At 39.0% G+C, this 19,559-nt stretch carries 21 protein-coding genes and 2 tRNA genes; 12 read left to right on the plus strand and 11 right to left on the minus strand.

The window, feature by feature from the left end:
• The 5 genes from ACYIB7_RS05100 (at position 1) to ACYIB7_RS05120 (ending at position 2,542) form a co-directional block, all read left to right on the plus strand.
• A complete protein-coding gene (locus tag ACYIB7_RS05100; RefSeq protein WP_099463245.1) occupies positions 1-513 on the plus strand; it encodes an LptE family protein in 513 nt (170 codons plus the stop codon).
• Positions 514-515: 2 nt separating this feature from the next.
• Entirely contained in the window at positions 516-1,283 is a 768-nt protein-coding gene (locus ACYIB7_RS05105; protein WP_103982958.1) for a hypothetical protein, read from the plus strand.
• 7 nt (positions 1,284-1,290) lie between these two features.
• Positions 1,291-1,656: a preprotein translocase subunit SecG gene (gene secG, locus ACYIB7_RS05110; RefSeq protein WP_103982957.1), complete on the plus strand. Its 366-nt coding sequence runs from the start codon at positions 1,291-1,293 to the stop codon at positions 1,654-1,656.
• Positions 1,657-1,835: 179 nt separating this feature from the next.
• A complete protein-coding gene (locus ACYIB7_RS05115) occupies positions 1,836-2,138 on the plus strand; it encodes a DUF4491 family protein (RefSeq protein ID WP_099464044.1) in 303 nt (100 codons plus the stop codon).
• Positions 2,139-2,368: 230 nt separating this feature from the next.
• A complete protein-coding gene (locus ACYIB7_RS05120) occupies positions 2,369-2,542 on the plus strand; it encodes a hypothetical protein (RefSeq protein ID WP_160034648.1) in 174 nt (57 codons plus the stop codon).
• Position 2,543: 1 nt separating this feature from the next.
• On the opposite strand, the gene ACYIB7_RS05125 is transcribed toward ACYIB7_RS05120, so the two are convergent.
• From ACYIB7_RS05125 to ACYIB7_RS05145, 5 genes are all read right to left on the minus strand, one after another.
• Positions 2,544-2,858, minus strand: coding sequence for a hypothetical protein (locus ACYIB7_RS05125; protein WP_103982956.1), 315 nt, complete (start codon positions 2,856-2,858; stop codon positions 2,544-2,546).
• 110 nt (positions 2,859-2,968) lie between these two features.
• Positions 2,969-3,041 (minus strand) — tRNA-Gly (locus ACYIB7_RS05130).
• Positions 3,042-3,060: 19 nt separating this feature from the next.
• Positions 3,061-3,143 (minus strand) — tRNA-Tyr (locus ACYIB7_RS05135).
• Between the two features lie 31 nt (positions 3,144-3,174).
• Complete coding sequence (gene ribH, locus ACYIB7_RS05140; RefSeq protein WP_103982955.1) at positions 3,175-3,669, minus strand: 6,7-dimethyl-8-ribityllumazine synthase; 495 nt, start codon at positions 3,667-3,669, stop codon at positions 3,175-3,177.
• 79 nt (positions 3,670-3,748) lie between these two features.
• The gene (locus tag ACYIB7_RS05145; protein ID WP_103982954.1) at positions 3,749-4,438 is read right to left on the minus strand and encodes a tetratricopeptide repeat protein; all 690 of its coding nucleotides are present in this window, start codon (positions 4,436-4,438) and stop codon (positions 3,749-3,751) included.
• A 149-nt stretch (positions 4,439-4,587) separates the two neighbouring features.
• Between ACYIB7_RS05145 and recF the strand changes: the two genes are divergently transcribed.
• Both recF and ACYIB7_RS05155 read left to right on the plus strand, forming a co-directional pair.
• Complete coding sequence (gene recF / locus ACYIB7_RS05150) at positions 4,588-5,685, plus strand: DNA replication/repair protein RecF (protein ID WP_103982953.1); 1,098 nt, start codon at positions 4,588-4,590, stop codon at positions 5,683-5,685.
• 3 nt (positions 5,686-5,688) lie between these two features.
• Positions 5,689-5,982: a DciA family protein gene (locus tag ACYIB7_RS05155; protein WP_103982952.1), complete on the plus strand. Its 294-nt coding sequence runs from the start codon at positions 5,689-5,691 to the stop codon at positions 5,980-5,982.
• A gap of 3 nt (positions 5,983-5,985) precedes the next feature.
• Here the strand turns inward: ACYIB7_RS05155 and ACYIB7_RS05160 are convergent, their stop codons facing one another.
• From ACYIB7_RS05160 to ACYIB7_RS05175, 4 genes are all read right to left on the minus strand, one after another.
• Complete coding sequence (locus ACYIB7_RS05160) at positions 5,986-6,510, minus strand: 5-formyltetrahydrofolate cyclo-ligase (protein WP_234999307.1); 525 nt, start codon at positions 6,508-6,510, stop codon at positions 5,986-5,988.
• On the minus strand, positions 6,467-8,182 hold the full coding sequence (locus tag ACYIB7_RS05165) for a S41 family peptidase (protein ID WP_103982950.1): 1,716 nt from the start codon (positions 8,180-8,182) through the stop codon (positions 6,467-6,469). The genes ACYIB7_RS05160 and ACYIB7_RS05165 overlap by 44 nt, the downstream gene beginning before the upstream one ends.
• An 11-nt stretch (positions 8,183-8,193) precedes the next feature.
• Positions 8,194-8,628, minus strand: a complete 435-nt coding sequence (locus ACYIB7_RS05170) for a dCMP deaminase family protein (protein WP_099463235.1) — start codon at positions 8,626-8,628, stop codon at positions 8,194-8,196.
• A 208-nt stretch (positions 8,629-8,836) separates the two neighbouring features.
• On the minus strand, positions 8,837-10,891 hold the full coding sequence (locus tag ACYIB7_RS05175; protein WP_480338281.1) for a M3 family metallopeptidase: 2,055 nt from the start codon (positions 10,889-10,891) through the stop codon (positions 8,837-8,839).
• Between the two features lie 503 nt (positions 10,892-11,394).
• Between ACYIB7_RS05175 and ACYIB7_RS05180 the strand changes: the two genes are divergently transcribed.
• The 3 genes from ACYIB7_RS05180 to ACYIB7_RS05190 are packed head-to-tail and all read left to right on the plus strand — an operon-like array spanning position 11,395 to position 15,950.
• Positions 11,395-13,329 (plus strand): glycogen debranching enzyme N-terminal domain-containing protein, encoded by a 1,935-nt coding sequence (locus tag ACYIB7_RS05180; RefSeq protein ID WP_480338282.1) that lies wholly within the window; start codon positions 11,395-11,397, stop codon positions 13,327-13,329.
• Between the two features lie 13 nt (positions 13,330-13,342).
• Positions 13,343-14,608 (plus strand): glycosyltransferase, encoded by a 1,266-nt coding sequence (locus ACYIB7_RS05185; protein ID WP_103982948.1) that lies wholly within the window; start codon positions 13,343-13,345, stop codon positions 14,606-14,608.
• A 37-nt stretch (positions 14,609-14,645) separates the two neighbouring features.
• Positions 14,646-15,950, plus strand: a complete 1,305-nt coding sequence (locus tag ACYIB7_RS05190; protein ID WP_103982947.1) for a glycoside hydrolase family 57 protein — start codon at positions 14,646-14,648, stop codon at positions 15,948-15,950.
• A gap of 67 nt (positions 15,951-16,017) precedes the next feature.
• Here ACYIB7_RS05190 and ACYIB7_RS05195 read toward each other — a convergent pair whose 3' ends face one another.
• Complete coding sequence (locus ACYIB7_RS05195; protein WP_099463231.1) at positions 16,018-17,394, minus strand: DUF4270 domain-containing protein; 1,377 nt, start codon at positions 17,392-17,394, stop codon at positions 16,018-16,020.
• A gap of 11 nt (positions 17,395-17,405) precedes the next feature.
• A complete protein-coding gene (locus ACYIB7_RS05200; protein ID WP_103983056.1) occupies positions 17,406-18,230 on the minus strand; it encodes a glycogen/starch synthase in 825 nt (274 codons plus the stop codon).
• A gap of 99 nt (positions 18,231-18,329) precedes the next feature.
• Between ACYIB7_RS05200 and panC the strand changes: the two genes are divergently transcribed.
• Together panC and panD are read left to right on the plus strand one after the other, a co-directional pair.
• A complete protein-coding gene (panC, locus tag ACYIB7_RS05205) occupies positions 18,330-19,172 on the plus strand; it encodes a pantoate--beta-alanine ligase (protein WP_103982946.1) in 843 nt (280 codons plus the stop codon).
• Positions 19,173-19,208: 36 nt separating this feature from the next.
• The gene (panD, locus tag ACYIB7_RS05210) at positions 19,209-19,559 is read left to right on the plus strand and encodes an aspartate 1-decarboxylase (RefSeq protein WP_103982945.1); all 351 of its coding nucleotides are present in this window, start codon (positions 19,209-19,211) and stop codon (positions 19,557-19,559) included.

Consider the following 19,559-nt stretch of genomic DNA (forward strand, 5'->3'; position numbering starts at 1 on the left):
ATGTTGAATAAAAAAATAATAGTATTCTTTTGTCTTTTGACCGCATTGGTTACGGCATGTTCTATTTCGTATAAATTTAATGGCGCTTCTATTGATTATACAAAGATTAAAACAATAACCATCAAAGATTTTCCCAACCAGGCAGCTTTGGTATATCCTCCTTTATCACAGGTCTTCACAGAGACATTGAAGGATATTTACATACGTCAGACCCGTTTACAATTAGTACGGAGCAACGGCGATTTGGATTTGGAAGGTGAGATAACTGGTTATGAACTGACGCCTATGGCAGTGAAAGAAGATGCTTATGCGTCTCAAACACGTTTGACAATTACGGTTCGTGTTCGTTATTCAAACCGGGTTACTCCGGATGATGACTTTGAACAAACTTTTTCTGCATATCGTGAATTTGACAGTAATGTGATGTTGCAAAATATACAGGATTCTTTGTGTAAAGAGATTGTAGATGAACTGGTAGATCAAATCTATAATGCAACGGTAGCTAACTGGTAAGGATGAATACGGCGGAACTATATCGTTTAATGGAGAATCCTTCTTCGTTGTCGGAAGAAACGCTTCCTGTTTTAAAACAGATTGTGGATGATTTTCCTTATTTCCATACGGCAAGAATGTTATATTTGAAGAATCTTGCTGTGTTGAATGATATATGTTTCGGTTCGGAGTTAAAAAAGATGGCAGTTCATATTCCTGACCGAAAAAAAATGTTTGCTTTGGTTAAGGGTGAACTTTATGGATTAAAAACAAATAATTCTTCTATAAAAGACGATTTTGAAAAAGATGATTCTTTTTCTTTAATAGAAGCATTCTTGTCTTCAAGCGCAGATGATAACGGACAACAGACGGAGAATACATTACTGTTCCAACCGTCTGTTTCTTCGGATTATATTTATTGGTCTCTTTCCGAAACAGATGAAAAACATGAGAACAATGAACCGGTTGCAAAATTGCAGCATCATGACCTGATTGATTCTTTTATCAAAAATGAAGAACAACGTGTTCCTGGCAGTGGATTAAATATAGAGTCTGCAGATGAGAGTTTAGATATTTCTGATTCATCGGATGAATTGGAAGAAGCACATCTTAAACCGTTGGATGACTCCTATTTTACGGAAACTTTAGCTCATATTTATGTTAAACAAAAGCGATATGAGAAAGCGTTACAAATAATTAAAAACTTAAACTTGAAATATCCGGAAAAAAATATTTACTTTGCAGATCAAATTAGATTTTTGGAAAAATTGATTATTAACACTAAAAAATAAAACTAAGATGTACGTATTTATTTCTATCTTAATCCTAATCGCTTCAATACTGTTAATCTTAATTGTATTGGTTCAAAATTCAAAAGGAGGCGGTTTGGCTTCAGGATTCTCTTCTTCTAACCAAATTATGGGGGTACGTAAGACTACCGATTTTCTGGAAAAAGCTACATGGACTTTGGCTGGAACTGTAATAGTTTTGAGTATTGTTATTACTTCATTTATTCCTAGAGTAGAACATTCCAGTCAGTCAGAGATCAAACAACAAATTGAAAATGCTGTAACAATAGATCCGAATACAGTTGCTCCTAACTTTGGAACGGCTCAACAGCCAGCTGCAACTGAAGAAGCTCCTGCAGAAAAGCCGGCAGAATAAAAATACGTTTCAATAACGATATGAGAGACATCCGACATGAATTGCCGGGTGTCTTTTTTTATTTTTGGCCGGACATTATGATCTGTCAATCATAAGATAAAAAGAATCTATTGTTTATATATGCTTTATCTTCGTATCTTTGATTTACAAATAAAGTTTATATTAGAAAAATAATGAATATGGAATCAATTAATTTTGATGGTTTGCTGATAGGTATTGTAACCTTCTTGATTATCGGATTATTCCATCCAGTAGTAGTAAAAGCCGAATATTACTGGGGAACCAAATGTTGGTGGATATTCCTTGTTTTGGGGATAGCTGGAACTGTTTCCTCTTTATTTATAGAGAGCGTATTTCTTTCTGCTATATTCGGGGTATTTGCCTTTTCTTCTTTCTGGACAATAAAAGAGATATTTGAACAAGAAGAGCGCGTGTTAAAAGGTTGGTTCCCGAAGAATCCTAAAAGGAATTATCCCCGGTAATTTAATTCCTCTTTTATTTCGAGGATATATGCTTTGCCCCGATCAAATCTTTATAAGGACTTTCTATAGCTAACGGACTTCCCAAAGATCGGATAATTTGGAATAGGTCTGCAAATTGTCTTGAGATAGCCATTGTTCGGAGTTTTGCATGATTGTATAGGGTAAAGCTTTGTTCAGATCGGAGACAATCGCCTTTTTAGTTCCCGAGTAATTGTGGAATCCGAAGCTGAATGATAATAGCGGTCCTTTGCTTTTCGTCTGTTCTGGCTAATAAAGATTGGAACCATACTTTTGGAATCTCGGTTTCTTATCGTTTCGGTGATTTAAAAACGAGCGTTAAGAAAGTGATGCGGAGCATTCATAATGACGACCTGCTAAAGAAAGAGAATAGTAACTGGATATAATTCAATGTTCGTGATAATGGTTCCGGTTTAGCTTTTTTTCTTTGAACCATTCAACAAGCACATTGTCTTTGAAACTTAAAATGTAATAACCTTCTTCGTTTAGTATGTTAGCAAAGGGATAGCTGATTCTTTCAAAAGAGCCGTCCGGTGTTACACTGGCTCCAACTGTATCGTAGTTTTTACCAAGCACAGATACTACTTTCTTTTTGGACATACCTAATTCAATCTTGTGCATTTGATTTTCTATTCTATAGGAAGCACAACTGGCCAGCATTAAAACGGTCAGCAGCACAGATATCCATTTTGTGGGTCTCATATCGTATTTGTTTTTTATTTGTTAATGGGGCTAAGATATATATTATTTTAGCGACATTCGTGGAAAAGGAATAAAAAAAAGAGGAAAACTGAAAAGTTTTCCTCTTTAAGAGCGGAAGACGGGGCTCAAACCCGCGACCCTCAGCTTGGAAGGCTAATGCTCTATCAACTGAGCTACTTCCGCAAGTTGCATAAAATAAGGGTGGGCAGTGATGGATTCGAACCACCGAAGGCGAAAGCCAGCTGAGTTACAGTCAGCCCCATTTGGCCACTCTGGTAACTGCCCCCTTGCTTTTAATTGCAGTGCAAAGGTACTATTAATTTTGTAATTTGCAAGAAAAATCTATCATTTTTATTGCTGTAATAGCAGCTTCATCTCCTTTATTTCCGTATTTTCCACCGGCACGATCTTCTGATTGTTGCATGGTGTCAGTAGTTAACAGTCCGAAGATGAAAGGAATATCGTACATAAGATTCAGTTCTGTAATGCCTTGGGTAACTCCAGAACATACGTAGTCAAAATGTGGAGTATCTCCTCTTACAACGCATCCTAAAACAATTATAGCGTCTAATTCTTTAGATTCGGCCAATCTTTTGGCACCAAAAGTCAGTTCAAAACTACCCGGAACGCGTTTGACAACGATATTTTCCGGTTTTACTCCGTGCTTTTCCAATGTGTTGCAAGCACCTTCCAGCAATTTTTCAGTTATGTTTTTGTTCCATTCTGCAACTACGATACCAATATTCATTTCTGATGCATCAGGAACGCTGTTGAAGTCGTAATCCGATAAATTCTGATAAGCTGTAGCCATAATTGTATTCTTAAAAGAAAAGGATGCCTTATAAGTTGAGACATCCTCTTGTTTGTTATATTAACTATGTATTCCGTTTTTAATTTTCAGATAATGCAGTAGCACGAATAATGTACTTTTCAATATCGGCAGCTTCCATTGAAGTAGCATATTTTTCTTTGATAGATGTGTATGCTTTTGCTGCATCTTTGTATTGTTTTAAACTTTCGTAAGCAGTACCTGCCTTTTTCAGATATACCGGGCTTATTACTTCGTTGTCTGCCTGTTTTGCAGCTTTTTCAAAGTAGCTGATGCCTTCTTTAACATTACCCATGTTTACATAACAATCTCCGATAAGACCTGTGATGGCCGGTGAAATCATGTTGTCGCCTGAGCTGAATGATTTCAATAAATCCAATGCTTTCTGCGTATCTCCAAGCTTAAAATAGCAGATACCGGCGTATGCTTTTGCCAAATTAGCAGCATCGGTGCTTCCGTATTGGTCGATGATAGCTTCGAAGCCTTCATAATCAGAACCGTTACCGTTCAATGCCAATGCAAAAGAGTCTCTTGCAAAGTATTGTTCACCTTTAAATATAGCAGCTGCGGCTTTCTTTTCCTGAGGAATTAAATAACCATGCCTGATTCCCAAAACAGCTCCAACAACGAGTGCAATAGCTATTATACTGTAAATAATTTTCTTTGAGTTGTTTTCAATAAACTGTTCCGATTTGGAAACAATTTCTTCCACTTCTAACTCTTTGTTGGTGTCCTTTTCTTTAGTAGCCATAATGTGTTATAGTTATTTATTAATTTTATCACTGATTTAATGCCGTAATTATGAACTTGGCAATTCAAAGCGCAAAAGTAGTTTTTTTTACTGATATAATCTATACTTAGAAGTATATTTTTTAATTTTGTACGATTAATGCGGTACAGATGATATTAAAAAAGCTTTCTATTCTTAATTACAAAAATATTCTTCAGTCGGAAGTTTCTTTCTCTCCCAAAATGAATTGCTTTTTTGGCAATAACGGGATGGGTAAGACGAACTTACTGGATGCTATCCATTATTTGTCTTTCTGTAAAAGTCATATCAATACACCGGACAATCAAATTATTCGTAATGATGAAGAACTGTGCGTGATTCAAGGTTTTTATGACTATGAAGGGCGGGAAGAAGATATATTCTGTGCTATGCGCCGTCGCCAGCGGAAGCAGTTTAAGCGGAATAAAAAAGAGTATGACAAGCTTTCGGAGCATATAGGCCTTTTGCCTCTCGTGATGGTGTCTCCGGCCGATTCGGAATTGATCCAAGGCGGGAGTGATGAAAGACGACGCTTGTTGGATGTTATTATTTCCCAGCAAGATAAGCAGTATCTTCATGCTTTGATACAGTATAATAAAGCCATGCAACAGCGTAATGTATTATTAAAAAACCAATCTAAGGATGCTTCTTTGTACGAAGTGCTCGAGATGCAAATGGGTATGTATGGCGGGATGATTAGGGAAAAACGCCAATCTTTGGTAGACGAATTTACCCCTATCTTTAATGAATACTATCAAACGATCTGCCAGTCTGCAGAGCAGGTTGGATTACGTTACGCATCCCAACTGGAGGAGGGAGACCTGGCGGATATGTTATTGAATAACCGTGAGCGGGATCGTATTCTTGGTTATTCCTCGACGGGCATTCATAAAGATGAACTCGAAATGACACTGGGAGGATACCTGATTCGTCGTATCGGTTCGCAAGGCCAGAACAAAACGTATCTTATTGCTTTGAAGCTGGCGCAGTTTGTATTTCTTGCCAGAAAAGGCAATACAACGCCTATACTGTTGCTCGACGATATTTTTGATAAACTGGATGCCGCCCGTGTTGAGCAGATTGTCAAGTTGGTGAGTAATGACACATTCGGACAGATTTTTATTACGGATACGAACCGTAAATATCTGGATGAAATATTATCGGCTATGCATCATGATTATGCATTGTTTAAGGTGGAACAGGGTGAAATTCAACCAATGGAGGAATAATGTATGTTGCGTAAAAATACACAATCGATAGGAGAGGTTCTCCGTGACTTTTTTGAAGATAATACCGAACTGTATGAGAAAATGATCGAAATCCGCGTGCAACGTGCTTGGGGAGAGGTGCTGGGCCCAATGGTTTTGCATTATACACGTAATATATATGTACGCGATAAGGTACTTTATGTTTCGCTTACTTCTTCAGTCTTGCGTAGCGAACTTATCCTTTGCCGGGAAAGGCTTATTAAAAGCCTGAATGAATATGCCAAAGCAACAGCTATTACTGATTTGGTTATCCGTTAGGAGTTAGATGACTTCGTTTTCCGTGATGATGTAATCCATTTTTTTATCAAAAGGTTCCACCGGGATTTCGTTTTGTAGTTGGAAGTCGAAACATATTCCTATTTTAAGTGCCGAAAGTGTAGATAATAGTCGGTCGTAGTAGCCTTTGCCCCGCCCCATGCGGTTATGTAGCCTATCGAAAGCTACTCCCGGAACGATGATTAAATCTATTTCCTTTTCATCCATGACTTTTTCATCTTTATCTGGAGTAGCCGGTTCCAGGATGCCAAATATGCCTGATCTTAGGGAGCTTTTCCCCGTATAAGGCAGCAATCTCAGATCGCTGCCTTCTATTACGGGGAGGAGTATTTTTTTCTTTTCATACCATTTTTCAATGAAATCTGCCGTTTGTACTTCTCCGGCAATGGCATGATACAGAGCAATGCAGTTGGCTTTTTTGAAAGCATCGGTTTGCTCCAGTTTATCCATTATCTGCTGGGATAATTCAGATAATGTAGTTCTCGAATATTCTTTCTTTCGCAAGGCCATAGCCTCGCGTAGCATTTGCTTGGCTTTGTAATTCTCCATTGTTGGATGTTTTTTCAGCAGTCGGTACGGATTTTCCTTCTTTTAATATTTCAATTGCGCGTTTCAATGTAACGTCGTCGTTATAAAAGATCGGATAGAAACCTTCGTCGTCAAAGAAATTGCGTACGATATAAGCTTGCAGCTGGTTCTCGATCAGTTTACCTGATATGTTAATCAGTGTAGGACGTTTCTTGATACCTTTTGTTGCTGCAAAGTTTGTAAAGTCTGTCAGCAATGGTTGATGTTGCAGATATTTGTACATGTCCTGCCAGGTCTTGAAAGAAGCCAGCTTCTTATGATTACGGTCGGAATATTCTAACGCATACAGGTAAAGTACGCCACTGTTTATAATGTTTGAATAATAAGAAGTGATGCCGCTTGTGTCGCGTGGGATGAAAATGTCAGGCATAATACCTCCTCCGCCGTAAACGGTGCGGCCCTTCACTGTTTGGTATTTTAATTTATCATTCATTTTGATACTATCGGCCGAATCAAACTCTCCGTGTATGTAACGGTTATAAATATCCTGATCGTAATCATCCGTTTTACCCATTTCATAGTTTTTCTGAATGCAACGTCCTGAAGGTGTATAATAACGGGCTATGGTAAGGCGCAGCGCGGAGCCATCGGTAAGTGCTATCTGAGTCTGTACCAATCCTTTTCCATATGTGCGTCGTCCTATAATCAGCCCCCGGTCGTTATCCTGGATGGCTCCTGAGAAAATCTCACTGGCTGAAGCCGATATTTCATCTGTCAATACTACGATAGGATTATCCTTACATGTTCCGGTACCATTGGCATATACATCCGAGCGGGGGAAAGATTTTCCTTCGGTATAAACTATCAGTCGTCCTTCCGGTAAAAATTCATTCAACATATTGATGGCAGCATCCATGTATCCTCCTGTATTTCCTCTGAGGTCTACGATAAAAGAGGTGCATCCTGCCTCTTTTAGTTTGGCTATGGCGGTTATGAATTCGTTGTATGTAGTCCGTCCGAATTTGCTTACTTTGATATATCCGACACCTTTATGCACTTCATAAGCTACGTCTACAGATTTAACAGGTACGTCGCCTCTTGTAACATCAAAGTAGATAAGTTCGGGCGAGTTGCCGCGTTTTACTCCCAGTTTTACTGTGCTGTTTTTTGCACCACGCAGGGTTTTCATGATCTTTGCCTGTGATGTTTTGTTGCCGGAGAATATCGAGTCGTTAATTGTAATAATACGGTCAAACGGTAGTAGGCCTGCTTTTTCGGATGGCCCGCCGGGTATGACACTTATGATCATTATCGTATCGGTCTGCATGTTAAAAGAAACGCCAATACCACTGAATGAACCTTCCAGGTCTTCGTTTACCATTGCAGCGTCTTCGGCCGGAATGTAAACCGAATGCGGGTCGAGTTCGCTGAATATCTTAGGAATAGCTCCTTCTACCAGTTGCCCCATGTTGACAGTATCTACATATTGTTCATCTATTATGTCCAATACTGCGTTTATCTTATTCCCGCTCGAATACTTATGCCGTTTGCCTTGTCCTATGGTATAGTAATGGTTTCCGATGAAAATACCTAATGAAATGCTGGCAGCTATTATAACGGGTAGCCAGATGGCCAATCTTTTATTTTTACTCATAAAACGTCTAATTATTCTTTCGTCTCTATATAATCTATTATAACACCTGCACGCTTCAGTAAGTTGCAGCCGTCTTCTATACGGTATTTTTCGGAATAAACCACGCGTTTAATACCTGATTGTATGATAAGTTTCGCACATTCTATGCATGGGGCGGAAGTGACGTATATAGTTGCTCCTTTACTACTGTTGGACGATGCCGCCACTTTGGTAATGGCATTTGCTTCGGCATGTAGTACATAGGGCTTGGTTACGTTGTTTTCGTCTTCGCAAACATTCTCGAAACCGGAAGGCGTACCATTGTAACCGTCAGAAATAATCATTTGATCTTTTACTATGAGAGCTCCTACCTGACGGCGTTTGCAATACGAATTTTCAGCCCATACGGCAGCCATTCGGAGATAACGTTTATCCAATTCGAGTTGCTTTTCTGTTTTTTCGCACATCGTTTACCTGTTTTATCCTTGTAATCAACCGCCAAAGGTAAACATATTTGTTGAAAAAAAGGTCGGCATCTTTTTGTTTTTTGATGCCGACCTTTTTCTATTAGGCTGCCGATGTTTTTTTCTTTTCATCCCGATGTTTTTTTTATTTCATCGGGATCATTTCCAAAAATCATCGGGATCATTTATTTGTAACCTTTGCAGGTGTTTTTTATTTCCTGATGCCGTTGCGGATTAACAGTGCATCAATGGTTGGTTCTTGTCCACGGAAACGCTTGTATAGTACTGCCGGATCTTCCGTTCCGCCTTTTGAAAGAATATTATCACGAAACGATTTAGCAACCTCTTTATTGAATATTCCGGCGGCTTTGAATGCGGCAAATGCGTCGGCATCCAATACTTCCGCCCATTTGTAGCCATAATATCCGGCAGAATAACCTCCGGAGAAGATATGGCCGAAACTGGTGCTCATCAGTGTACCGGGTATGTCTGGAAGAATTTGAGCCGGTTTCCAGGCCTGTTTCTCGAAAGCTACCACATCTCCTTCGAATGGAGTTGTAATTGTATGCCATGCCATATCCAGCAAACCGAAACTAAGTTGGCGGCAACAAAAGTAACCTGCGTTGAAGTTGGATGCATCGATCAGTTTCTGAATCATATCCTGGGGAATTTTTTCGCCGGTTTGGTAATGTACGGCAATCTGGTCGAGAAATTCCTTTTCGGTCAGCCAGTTTTCCATGATTTGCGAAGGCAATTCTACAAAATCCCGATATACACTTGTGCCCGAAAGGCTAGCGTATGTTCCGTTGGCAAACATGCCATGTAGTGCGTGCCCAAATTCATGTAACAGGGTGTTTACTTCATCAAATGTAAGCAAAGACGGTTTTGTGTCTGTAGGGCGGGTGAAGTTCATCACGATTATGATTTGTGGGCGGCTGTCCTTGCCGTTGGCATTTTCTTTGTACTGGGGTTTGATGTTGTTCATCCATGCACCGCTTTGTTTTCCATCGCGTGGAAAAAAATCTGTATATAATACGGAAAGGAATTTTCCGTCGGCGTCATATACTTCGTAAGCTTGTACTTCGGGGTGGTAAACCGGAATCTTTTTGTTTTCTTTAAACGTAATGCCATATAGTTGGGTTGCTAGTCCAAAAACACCTTTTTTTACGTTATTGAGTTCAAAGTACGGACGCGTCATTTCATCGTTTATATTGAAACGGATATCTTTTAGCTTCTCGGAATAGTAACTCCAGTCCCAAGGCATAATCGTGATGTTTTCCTTTTCCTGTCCTATGGCAAAACCTTGTACGGCATTGTATTCGTTAATGGCGACAGGTTTGTATGCTTCCAACAGTTGGTTTAGTAGTTTGTACACATTTGATTGGTTTTTAGCCATAGTGTGCTTCAGGTTGTAATCGGCAAAGTCTTTAAAACCCATTAGATTGGCTATGTTAAGACGAATGTTTGCTATTTGTTTTACGATCTCTTTATTGTCGTATTCGTCTCCTTTATTACCTATACTCATGAATTCGCGGTACATTTTTTCGCGGAGATCACGACGGTCTGAATAACGCATGAAGGGTGTATAACTAGGTGCCGACAGGGTAAACAGCCAACCTTCTTTCCCTTTTGCTTTGGCAGTTATGGCTGCAGCTTCTTTTGCACTTTCGGGTAATCCTGCTAATTCTTCTTCATTAGTAATCAGCAATTCGAAACGGTTTTTGTCTTTCAATGCATTTTGATCGAACTTTAAGGTAAGAATGCTTAAATCCGTACTTAGTTTGCGATACTTTTCCTTATCTTCAGGATTGAGAGTGGCTCCTTGTATTTTGAAAGCTTCGTATGTTTCATCAAGTAATTTAGCGTCTTCGGTAGAAAGATTTAATTTATCTTTTTGATCATATACGGACTTTACCCGGCTGAACAGCTTCTCGTTCAGATAAATATTATTTGAGCTTTCCGACAGTTTGGGAGATATGCGTTGGGATATATCCATCATTTCGTCGTTGGCTTCCGCACTTAATACGTTAAAAAATGCGTTGCTTACATTATCTAATAGCTTGCCGGCATGCTCGATTGCTACGATGGTGTTCTCAAAAGTAGCAGGTTGGTTGCTATTGGCAATGTTTTCTATTTCTGCATTTAACTGTTTGATTCCTTCCTCAAAGGCCGGTTCGTAATGTCCGGTCTTGATCTTGTCGAAAGGAGGTGTTTCAAACGGTGTTTTGTATTTCTCGAAAAAGGGATTGTTTGCTGCTTCTGCCATATTTAAAATACTTAATAAAATTACTACGTTAATAATAAGCCTTTTCATTTGATATATGTTGATAATTGTATTTGCAAAATTACATAAAATTCCCGATTTGCAGATGATTCGGATAAACAAGTACATACCTGGTATTTCGTTTGCAGGTAATACATAAATTTAATAATGAAATATGTAAACAGTAAAGAGAAAGACAAAACAGCGAGTTTTGCGACAAAATGCCATTTCGGGAGTGATAGAATAGTACGGTTGAAAACATGAAAAATGTAAAGAAAAGGATGTGTCTATTAACAAAAGTTTGTATGTTTGACAACACACCTTTTGAGCATATTTGCCCATAATGATTTGATAGTCAAAAATGTTCAAGAAACCAAATAACCGTCTTTCTGAATAAATATGAAAAGCAGTTTGCTTTTTCAGTTTATAAGTAATACATTTGATTCACAATAGAAATGATTACATTTTGATAATTAAAAGCAATAACTTAAAACCCAAATATACGTATGAGTTATCTTAAATTTGACAAAACAGTAATGATAAACCTGGAAGAGTCATTGACTCGTGAAGTGCTCCGGACGAATCGTTTGGGGGCATACCATAGCACTACTGTTGTTGATTGTAATACCAGGAAATACCACGGATTACTCGTAATGCCTGTTCCTGCTGTTGATGATGATAATCATGTGATTTTATCATCTTTTGATGAAACAGTTATCCAGCATGGTGCCGAATTTAATCTTGGTTTACATAAATATCAAGGGAACAACTTTAGTCCGAAGGGACATAAGTATATCCGAGAGTATAGTTCGGAAACAGTACCCAGAACACTTTACAGAGTAGGTGGCGTTATATTTTCCAAAGAGAAGGTGTTTTCGATGTTTGAAAACCGGATTATGATCAAATATACTTTGGAAGATGCACATTCGGCGACGACACTTCGTTTCCGTCCGTTTTTGGCATTTCGTAGTGTAAAGAATTTAGCTCAGGCAAACGGGAATGTAAATCAATCGTATACGGAAATAACAAACGGTATTAAAACCTGTATGTATCCGGGCTATCCCGAATTGTTCATGCAGTTTAATAAAAAGGTTAAGTTCGTTTATGAACCTTACTGGTATAATGGCGTAGAATATTCGAAAGAGCAAGAGAGAGGCTATCCGTATAAAGAAGATCTTTATGTTCCGGGATATTTTGAAGTGCCGATTAAAAAAGGTGAATCTATCATTTTTAGTGCAGGCGACAGTGCGGTCTCTACAACCCGTTTGAAGGCTTTATATGAAAATGAAGTCTTAGCGCGTACTCCGCGTACCAGTTTTTACAATTGTCTGAAAAACTCGGCACAGCAATTCTACTTCCGGCCTAAAGAAAATGATGCTTATTTGTTGGCAGGTTATCCTTGGTTCAAGGTACGCGCGCGAGATTTATTTATTGCACTTCCCGGATGTACTCTTTCTATTGATGATCCGGTACGTTTTGAGAAAATTATGCATACGGCAATGCCGGCCATACGTAATTTTATGGTGAGCGGACAGCTTGATTCCGTAATTAAGGAAATAGACGCTCCAGATGTTCCTATGTGGGCTATCTGGGCTATACAACAATATGCGAAAGAACAAGGGATAGAGAAAGCCAGAGAGTTATATTCCGGTTTTGTTGGCGAAATTATTGATTATATTTCATCGCAAAAACACCCGGATATGAAGCTGATGGATAATGGATTACTTTTCGCAAACGGGCGTGATAAAGCAATTACATGGATGAATTCTACGGTAAACGGCAAACCTGTAGTTCCCCGTTCCGGTTATATTATTGAGTTTAATTCTTTATGGTATAATGCTCTTTGCTTCTATAAAGAATTGACGGGGGAAATGTCTATTGAGAAAATAGATACTATTATTAATGCAATGGATAAGTCCTTTGCAGAAACATTTGTAAATGGTTATAATTATCTGTTTGACTCGGTTAGCGGTTTTTCAATGGACTGGAGTGTTCGCCCGAATATGATTTTTGCTGTAGCTTTTACATATTCTCCTTTGACACGTGTACAGAAACGTGCTGTGGTGGATATCGTGACAAAAGAATTGTTAACGCCTAAAGGATTGCGTTCTCTGAGTCCTAAGAGTGAGGGATATAAACCTTATTACGTAGGTGCACAATATGAACGTGATTTGGCATATCATCAAGGTACGGCGTGGCCGTGGCTGTTGGGAGCATACCTGGAAGCTTATTTACGCGTATTCGGCAAGAGCGGCGTAGCTTTCGCAGAACGTATGTTGATAAGCTTGGAGGAAGAAATGTCATTACATTGTATCGGTACGATTCCGGAATTGTTTGATGGCAATCCTCCGTTTACCGGAAGAGGCGCCATTTCATTTGCTATGAATGTCGCCGCAATTCTCCGGGTGGTTGATTTATTGAAGAAGTATAACGCCGATTAAAACTAAGTACCATATGAAAGCATTGATGTTTGGATGGGAATTTCCTCCGCATATCTTAGGGGGGCTAGGCACTGCCAGTTACGGACTTACGCGAGGTATGGCTATGCAACCGGATATGGATATAACTTTTTGTATTCCGAAGCCCTGGGGTGATGAAGATCAGAGTTTTTTGAAAATTGTAGGTGTCAATAATGTACCTATCGTTTGGAAAGATGTTGATTATAATTATGTACAACAACGAGTTTCGAAAGCAGGTATGAGCGCAGACCAGTATTTTGCGTACAGGGATCATATTTATGCCGACTTTAGTTACCGTTACGTTAACGAATTAGGATGCATGGAGTTTTCAGGCCGTTATCCGGGTAACCTGTTGGAAGAAATAAACAATTATTCCATTGTGGCAGGAGTGATTGCCCGCACGGAACTGTTTGATATAATCCATGCACATGACTGGCTTACTTATCCGGCCGGTATTCATGCGAAGCAGGTGAGTGGTAAACCGTTGGTGATTCATGTGCATGCAACCGATTACGACCGTAGCCGCGGGAATGTGAACCCGGATGTATACGCCATAGAGAAAAATGGTATGGATAATGCCGATCATATTATTACGGTAAGTAATCTGACCCGCCAGACAGTTATCGAGAAATATCATCAGGATCCGTCGAAAGTAACGACTGTGCACAATGCAGTTGAGCCAATGAGTCCGGAAATTCTGTCAATTCAGGATAAAAAAGGCGTGAAGGATAAGATAATTACTTTCCTGGGACGTATCACGATGCAAAAAGGTCCTGAATATTTTGTTGAAGCTGCAGCCAAAGTGTTGGCAAGAGCTCCGTATGCACGTTTTGTAATGGCGGGAAGCGGTGATATGATGGATCAGATGATCCGTTTGGCTGCTGCCCGTAATATATCAGACCGTTTCCACTTTACCGGATTTATGAAGGGTAAACAGGTATATGAAGTGCTGAAAGCAAGTGATGTGTATGTAATGCCTTCAGTTTCAGAACCGTTTGGTATTTCTCCTTTGGAAGCTATGCAGTGCGGCGTTCCTACTATTATCTCAAAACAATCTGGCTGTGCCGAGATATTGGATTATGCTATCAAGGTAGACTATTGGGATATAGAAGCATTAGCGGATGCGATGTACTCGATTATCACTTATCCGGCAATGCATGAATTCCTGAAAGTGGAAGGCAAGAAGGAAGTGGATAATATTAAGTGGGAGTATGCCGGGCAGAAAGTCCGCCGTATCTATGACATGGTAACAGGTAATTAATAATTAACGACAAAACAAGAATAAAACGAATAATATTATGAAAACGATCTGCTTTTATTTTCAGATACATCAGCCGTTCCGTTTGAAAAGATACCGCTTCTTTGATATAGGTAACGATCATTATTATTATGATGATTTTCAGAATGAAGAAATTATTCGCCGTATAGCGGAACAGTGCTATTTGCCTGCAAACCGGACTATACTGGAGATGATTAAAACAAGTGGAGGTAAGTTTAAAGTGGCTTTCTCTATTTCCGGTGTTGCTTTGGAACAGATGGAAATTTACACTCCTGAGGTTATAGACAGTTTTAAGGAATTGGCCGCTACAGGAAATGTGGAATTTTTGTCGGAAACATATGCGCATTCTTTGTCTTCTCTCGGAGATCCGGATGAATTTAAACATCAGGTAAAGAAACAGGAAGATAAAATTAAAACACTGTTTGGCGTAAAACCGAAAGTATTCCGTAACACCGAACTGATCTATTCCGACGATATTTCTACAATGGTTGCCGAAATGGGGTATAAAGGAATGTTGACGGAGGGGGCTAAACATATTTTGGGATGGAAGAGCCCTAATTATATGTACTCATCCTGCGTGGCTCCTAAACTGAGTTTACTATTGAAGAATGATCGCTTCAGTGAAGACTTATCCAATCGCTTTAGCGACTATAGTTGGAATGAATATCCACTGACTGCCGATAAATATATGTCATGGATTGCAGCAACACCGGAATCAGAACAGATTATTAATTTGTTTATGAATTATGAGGTGCTTGGTTCTTTGCATCCGGCAGCGACAGGTATTTTTGAATTTTTCAAGGCGTTGCCTCGCTTTGCCGAAGAAAAAGGTATTCGTTTCTCTACTCCTTCTGAAATATTTACATTGATTAAACCGGTAGATTCTATTTCGGTTCCCTATCCGATGTCATGGGTAGATGAAGAAAAAGACTGTAACTCTTGGTTAGGAAATGTCTTGCAACAGGAGGCTTTCCGCAAAATCAATGAAATTGGCGAACGTGTACGTATGTGTGAACCTCGCCGTATTCGTCAGGATTGGTATTATTTGCAGAGCAGCGACCATTTCTACTATATGAGTACGAAACATATGGGACAAGGAAGTTTTAGCCCGTATGACAATCCTTATGACGCTTTTAATAACTACATGAATGTATTGTCGGACTTTATTGTTCGTGTAAATGCAGAATTCCCGGAAAATATAGAGAATGAAGAATTAAATTCGCTTCTTACTACGATTAAGAATCAGGGAGAAGAGATTGAAACTTTGCAGAAAGAGCTTGATAAATACAAAAAGAAAGCAACAAAGAAAGCTGTTGGAAAATAGAAACAGTTGGAAAATAAGAAAGGCGGATCTTTTTGGATCCGCCTTTCTTATTTATTTTTGTTTTATGTCAGTTCTTAAATATACACGATGTTACCACAACTTGAGTAACTTCATCGTCTTTCCTTAATTCGACACCTGCCGGAGCCAGATAATTGCTCAGAGATATCGTATAAGCATCCTGATAATACGTAGCCTGTGATACTTCTCTGTTAACCGGGATAGCAACCATTACGAGGTCTTTTTCGGGAGCATTGTCTATCTGGTATTGAAGAATATTAGAAATGTTGCCAAATGTATAAGAGCGCGTACTTGCATCATACGTTCCTGATAAGAACGATGTTTTGTTGTTCTCAATCTGATTCTTTTCAAAGAAACCTTTCACCGAATCCTGAGGCAACAATAGTAAATAGGGGGGAGGCGTTAATGCGTATTGCCAGTTTGGCTGAGGCATAGCTTTCATGGTAAGAGGTAAATTTGTAAGGATACGGCCTTGTACGACGGATATAATGTCTTTAGCCGGTAAAACTATTTGAGTGCATACACCTGCCGGACTCTTTATATATGTATATTTATCATTCGGTTTCAGGAGTTCGGTCATGTCTGTATTCTTGAAACGATTGAGCTGGATAACTTCCTTGGTTACATTGAAACGTTCATATCCCTTAACTATGGAATCTTGTCCGGCACTACCAGTTACGGTGTATTTATAATATATAGTAAAGGAAGAACGGTCTACAAACAAGATGTTACCTGTACCATATGTATTGGTAACATATAATCCTGGGAAGAATTTATTGAAAGAATCCTGATTTTTGAAAGTGCCCGGGTTATTGATTGTTTCGTCATAAAACTTTTGTCCAAGTTCTTTCGGCATACGGATTGTCACATTTGGATATGCGTATGTGCCATCTACATCCAGTCCGTTCTTACGTAGAGAATCGGTAATGCTTGGGTCGAAAGCTGTATACGTTTGCGCTCCTAAAGATATTTGCATATTACAATAATCTTTCGGATCGATATTGGTATAATAATTATTTGTCAAAGGAGAGGTAACCTGAAATATTTCGGCACGCATGGGAGCTAATGAATCACCAATCCATGAACTGGCACTGTATTTGATCTTGAAATCTACCGAATCGATTTTACCATCAAGTGGTTTGTGTTTGAATTGATAGTCTTCGGGGCAGTAAAACTGACAGATGTAATCGCTTTTCAGATTACCGTAAAGAGGATCATAAATATCTCCAAGCAGACCGTATTCGGTTTTTGCATAAATAGAATCCATTTGTATAGTCGATGCTTTTATATGAAAAGTATCGTTGTATACTATAGGTCTGTCTCCTTCTGGTTGGATAGTAGATCCTACCAGGCTCAAATCATCATTACACCCACTCAGACAACTTGCTCCTAAACAAAGTCCAAGTATCAAAAGGTTGAATTTCATCTTATTAATCTTTATTTCTTGTTGGAGTTCAATACCATATCGTAAAACTCATTAAACTTGTCAATATAGGTTTCCGGTGATTGGTAAGGAAGAAAAGGAGTATTCTTTTTCGTTGAAATATAATCCAATACATCCTGATTAATTGTTTCACTACCTTGTATAACACCGTCGGAAAAATCTATAGCCAGCTTAGTTAACGCAGTAAAACTAGTATCAGTTTTTAATGCTTTGACATCACCATCTTTAGCTCCATCCATTTTTAGTTTATTGGCAAACTCTTTTCTAAACGGATTTTTGAAGTCATCATTGTATATGGAGTACACAATTTTTGCATTACGCAGACAAGGATCGTCAGCATACATTCTGCGGATATATAAGCCTGTCAGGGCAGACATCCATCCGTGGCAATGGATTATATCCGGAATCCAGCGAAGTTTTTTGACTGTTTCCAATACCCCTCGTATGTAGAAAATAGAACGGTCGTCATTGTCTTCAAACTCATTTCCGTTTTCATCTGCTATAGTGGCTTTTCGCTGGAAAAAGTCTTCGTTGTCGATAAAGTATACTTGCATTCTTGCTGATTGAATGGAAGCAACCTTGATAATCAGAGGATGGTCCGTGTCGTCAATGATAAGATTCATCCCGGAAAGACGGATTACTTCGTGCAACTGGTTGCGTCGCTCGTTGATATTTCCGAATTTAGGCATGAATGTTCTGATTTCGCGGCCATGTTCCTGAATGCCTTGCGGCAGATTTCTGCAAATTGTTGCAATTTCTGATTCGGGAAGATAGGGAGTGATTTCTTGAGCTATAAACAAGATTTTTTTTGCATCCATTCTGTAAACTAGTTTTATAAAGACGCCACAAAGATAATAAATTTCTTTCATTTACCGTAATTATTTAGTTGCTTTGCACCGTCATTAAGCATCTATAAGATGAAAATAGTAAACAGCATTAAAGAATTGAAGCAGTTTCTTGCCGGGGAAAGGCAGGAAAATAGGCAGATAGGCCTTGTTCCTACAATGGGAGCATTGCATGAAGGACATTTGAGTTTGGTTAAACATTGCGTTGAAGAAAATGAAATTTGTGTAGTAAGTATTTTTGTAAACCCTACACAATTCAACGATAAACGCGATTTGGAAACTTATCCTCGGACATTGGAAAAGGATTGTGCCTTATTGGAACCAACCGGATGTAAATATGTCTTCGCTCCGACTGTTGAAGAAATGTATCCGGAGCCTGATAATCGTACATTTGACTTTGGTACTGTGTCGCAGGTAATGGAAGGTGCAAAGCGTCCCGGACACTTTAATGGAGTGGCACAGATTGTCAGTAAATTGTTCTATGCGGTAGAACCGGATAATGCTTATTTCGGAGAAAAAGATTTCCAGCAGATTGCTGTGATCCGTGCAATGGTAAAACAGTTGAACATACCTGTTAAAATCAAAGATTGTCCTATTATACGTGAGGCGGATGGCCTGGCATTGAGTAGTCGTAATACGCGTTTAACACCTGAATTGCGTCAAAAAGCACCGCTTATTGCACGCACATTGAAAGAAAGTACTACATTTGCATCCGCAAAGAGTGTACAGGAAGTTATCGGCTATGTAGTTAAAACGATTAATAGCGATCCGGACATGGAAGTGGAGTACTATGAGATAGTGGATGGCAATACATTGGAATCCATTAAAAATTGGTCGGATACAAACTTTCCGGTAGGCTGTATTACCGTATATTGCGGAGAAGTTCGTTTGATTGATAATATCAAATACAAGTGAGAATTGTGGTTTGTAGATTGTAAATCTAGAATATATATGTTTATAGAAGTAGTTAAATCAAAGATTCACAGGGTGACGGTTACTGAAGCCAATCTGAACTATATCGGAAGCATAACGGTAGATGAAGATCTGCTGGATGCGGCCAACCTGATTGCTAATGAAAAGGTTTCTATCGTGAATAACAATAACGGTGAACGTTTTGAAACGTACATTATTAAAGGGCAACGCGGTTCAGGTGTTGTCTGTCTGAACGGAGCTGCCGCACGAAAAGCACAACCCGGAGACATTGTTATCATTATGTCGTATGCTTTGATGGATTTTGAGGAAGCTAAAACATTTAAACCGGCCGTTGTGTTTCCCGATACGGCGACGAATAAACTGGTATAG

The organism is Parabacteroides sp. KHUB-03 (genome assembly GCF_056640975.1).

Coding starts and splice junctions, on each gene's coding strand:
- panC (WP_103982946.1), top strand. CDS start 18,330: ATGAAAATAGTAAACAGCATTAAAGAATTGAAGCAGTTTCTTGCCGGG.
- ACYIB7_RS05190 (WP_103982947.1), top strand. CDS start 14,646: ATGAAAACGATCTGCTTTTATTTTCAGATACATCAGCCGTTCCGTTTG.
- ACYIB7_RS05155 (WP_103982952.1), top strand. CDS start 5,689: ATGTTGCGTAAAAATACACAATCGATAGGAGAGGTTCTCCGTGACTTT.
- ACYIB7_RS05125 (WP_103982956.1), bottom strand. CDS start 2,858: ATGAGACCCACAAAATGGATATCTGTGCTGCTGACCGTTTTAATGCTG.
- ACYIB7_RS05195 (WP_099463231.1), bottom strand. CDS start 17,394: ATGAAATTCAACCTTTTGATACTTGGACTTTGTTTAGGAGCAAGTTGT.
- secG (WP_103982957.1), top strand. CDS start 1,291: ATGTACGTATTTATTTCTATCTTAATCCTAATCGCTTCAATACTGTTA.
- ACYIB7_RS05145 (WP_103982954.1), bottom strand. CDS start 4,438: ATGGCTACTAAAGAAAAGGACACCAACAAAGAGTTAGAAGTGGAAGAA.
- ACYIB7_RS05175 (WP_480338281.1), bottom strand. CDS start 10,891: ATGGCAGAAGCAGCAAACAATCCCTTTTTCGAGAAATACAAAACACCG.
- recF (WP_103982953.1), top strand. CDS start 4,588: ATGATATTAAAAAAGCTTTCTATTCTTAATTACAAAAATATTCTTCAG.
- ACYIB7_RS05200 (WP_103983056.1), bottom strand. CDS start 18,230: ATGGATGCAAAAAAAATCTTGTTTATAGCTCAAGAAATCACTCCCTAT.
- ACYIB7_RS05105 (WP_103982958.1), top strand. CDS start 516: ATGAATACGGCGGAACTATATCGTTTAATGGAGAATCCTTCTTCGTTG.
- ACYIB7_RS05160 (WP_234999307.1), bottom strand. CDS start 6,510: ATGGCCTTGCGAAAGAAAGAATATTCGAGAACTACATTATCTGAATTA.
- ACYIB7_RS05165 (WP_103982950.1), bottom strand. CDS start 8,182: ATGAGTAAAAATAAAAGATTGGCCATCTGGCTACCCGTTATAATAGCT.
- panD (WP_103982945.1), top strand. CDS start 19,209: ATGTTTATAGAAGTAGTTAAATCAAAGATTCACAGGGTGACGGTTACT.
- ACYIB7_RS05100 (WP_099463245.1), top strand. CDS start 1: ATGTTGAATAAAAAAATAATAGTATTCTTTTGTCTTTTGACCGCATTG.
- ribH (WP_103982955.1), bottom strand. CDS start 3,669: ATGGCTACAGCTTATCAGAATTTATCGGATTACGACTTCAACAGCGTT.
- ACYIB7_RS05120 (WP_160034648.1), top strand. CDS start 2,369: ATGATAATAGCGGTCCTTTGCTTTTCGTCTGTTCTGGCTAATAAAGAT.
- ACYIB7_RS05115 (WP_099464044.1), top strand. CDS start 1,836: ATGGAATCAATTAATTTTGATGGTTTGCTGATAGGTATTGTAACCTTC.
- ACYIB7_RS05180 (WP_480338282.1), top strand. CDS start 11,395: ATGAGTTATCTTAAATTTGACAAAACAGTAATGATAAACCTGGAAGAG.
- ACYIB7_RS05185 (WP_103982948.1), top strand. CDS start 13,343: ATGAAAGCATTGATGTTTGGATGGGAATTTCCTCCGCATATCTTAGGG.
- ACYIB7_RS05170 (WP_099463235.1), bottom strand. CDS start 8,628: ATGTGCGAAAAAACAGAAAAGCAACTCGAATTGGATAAACGTTATCTC.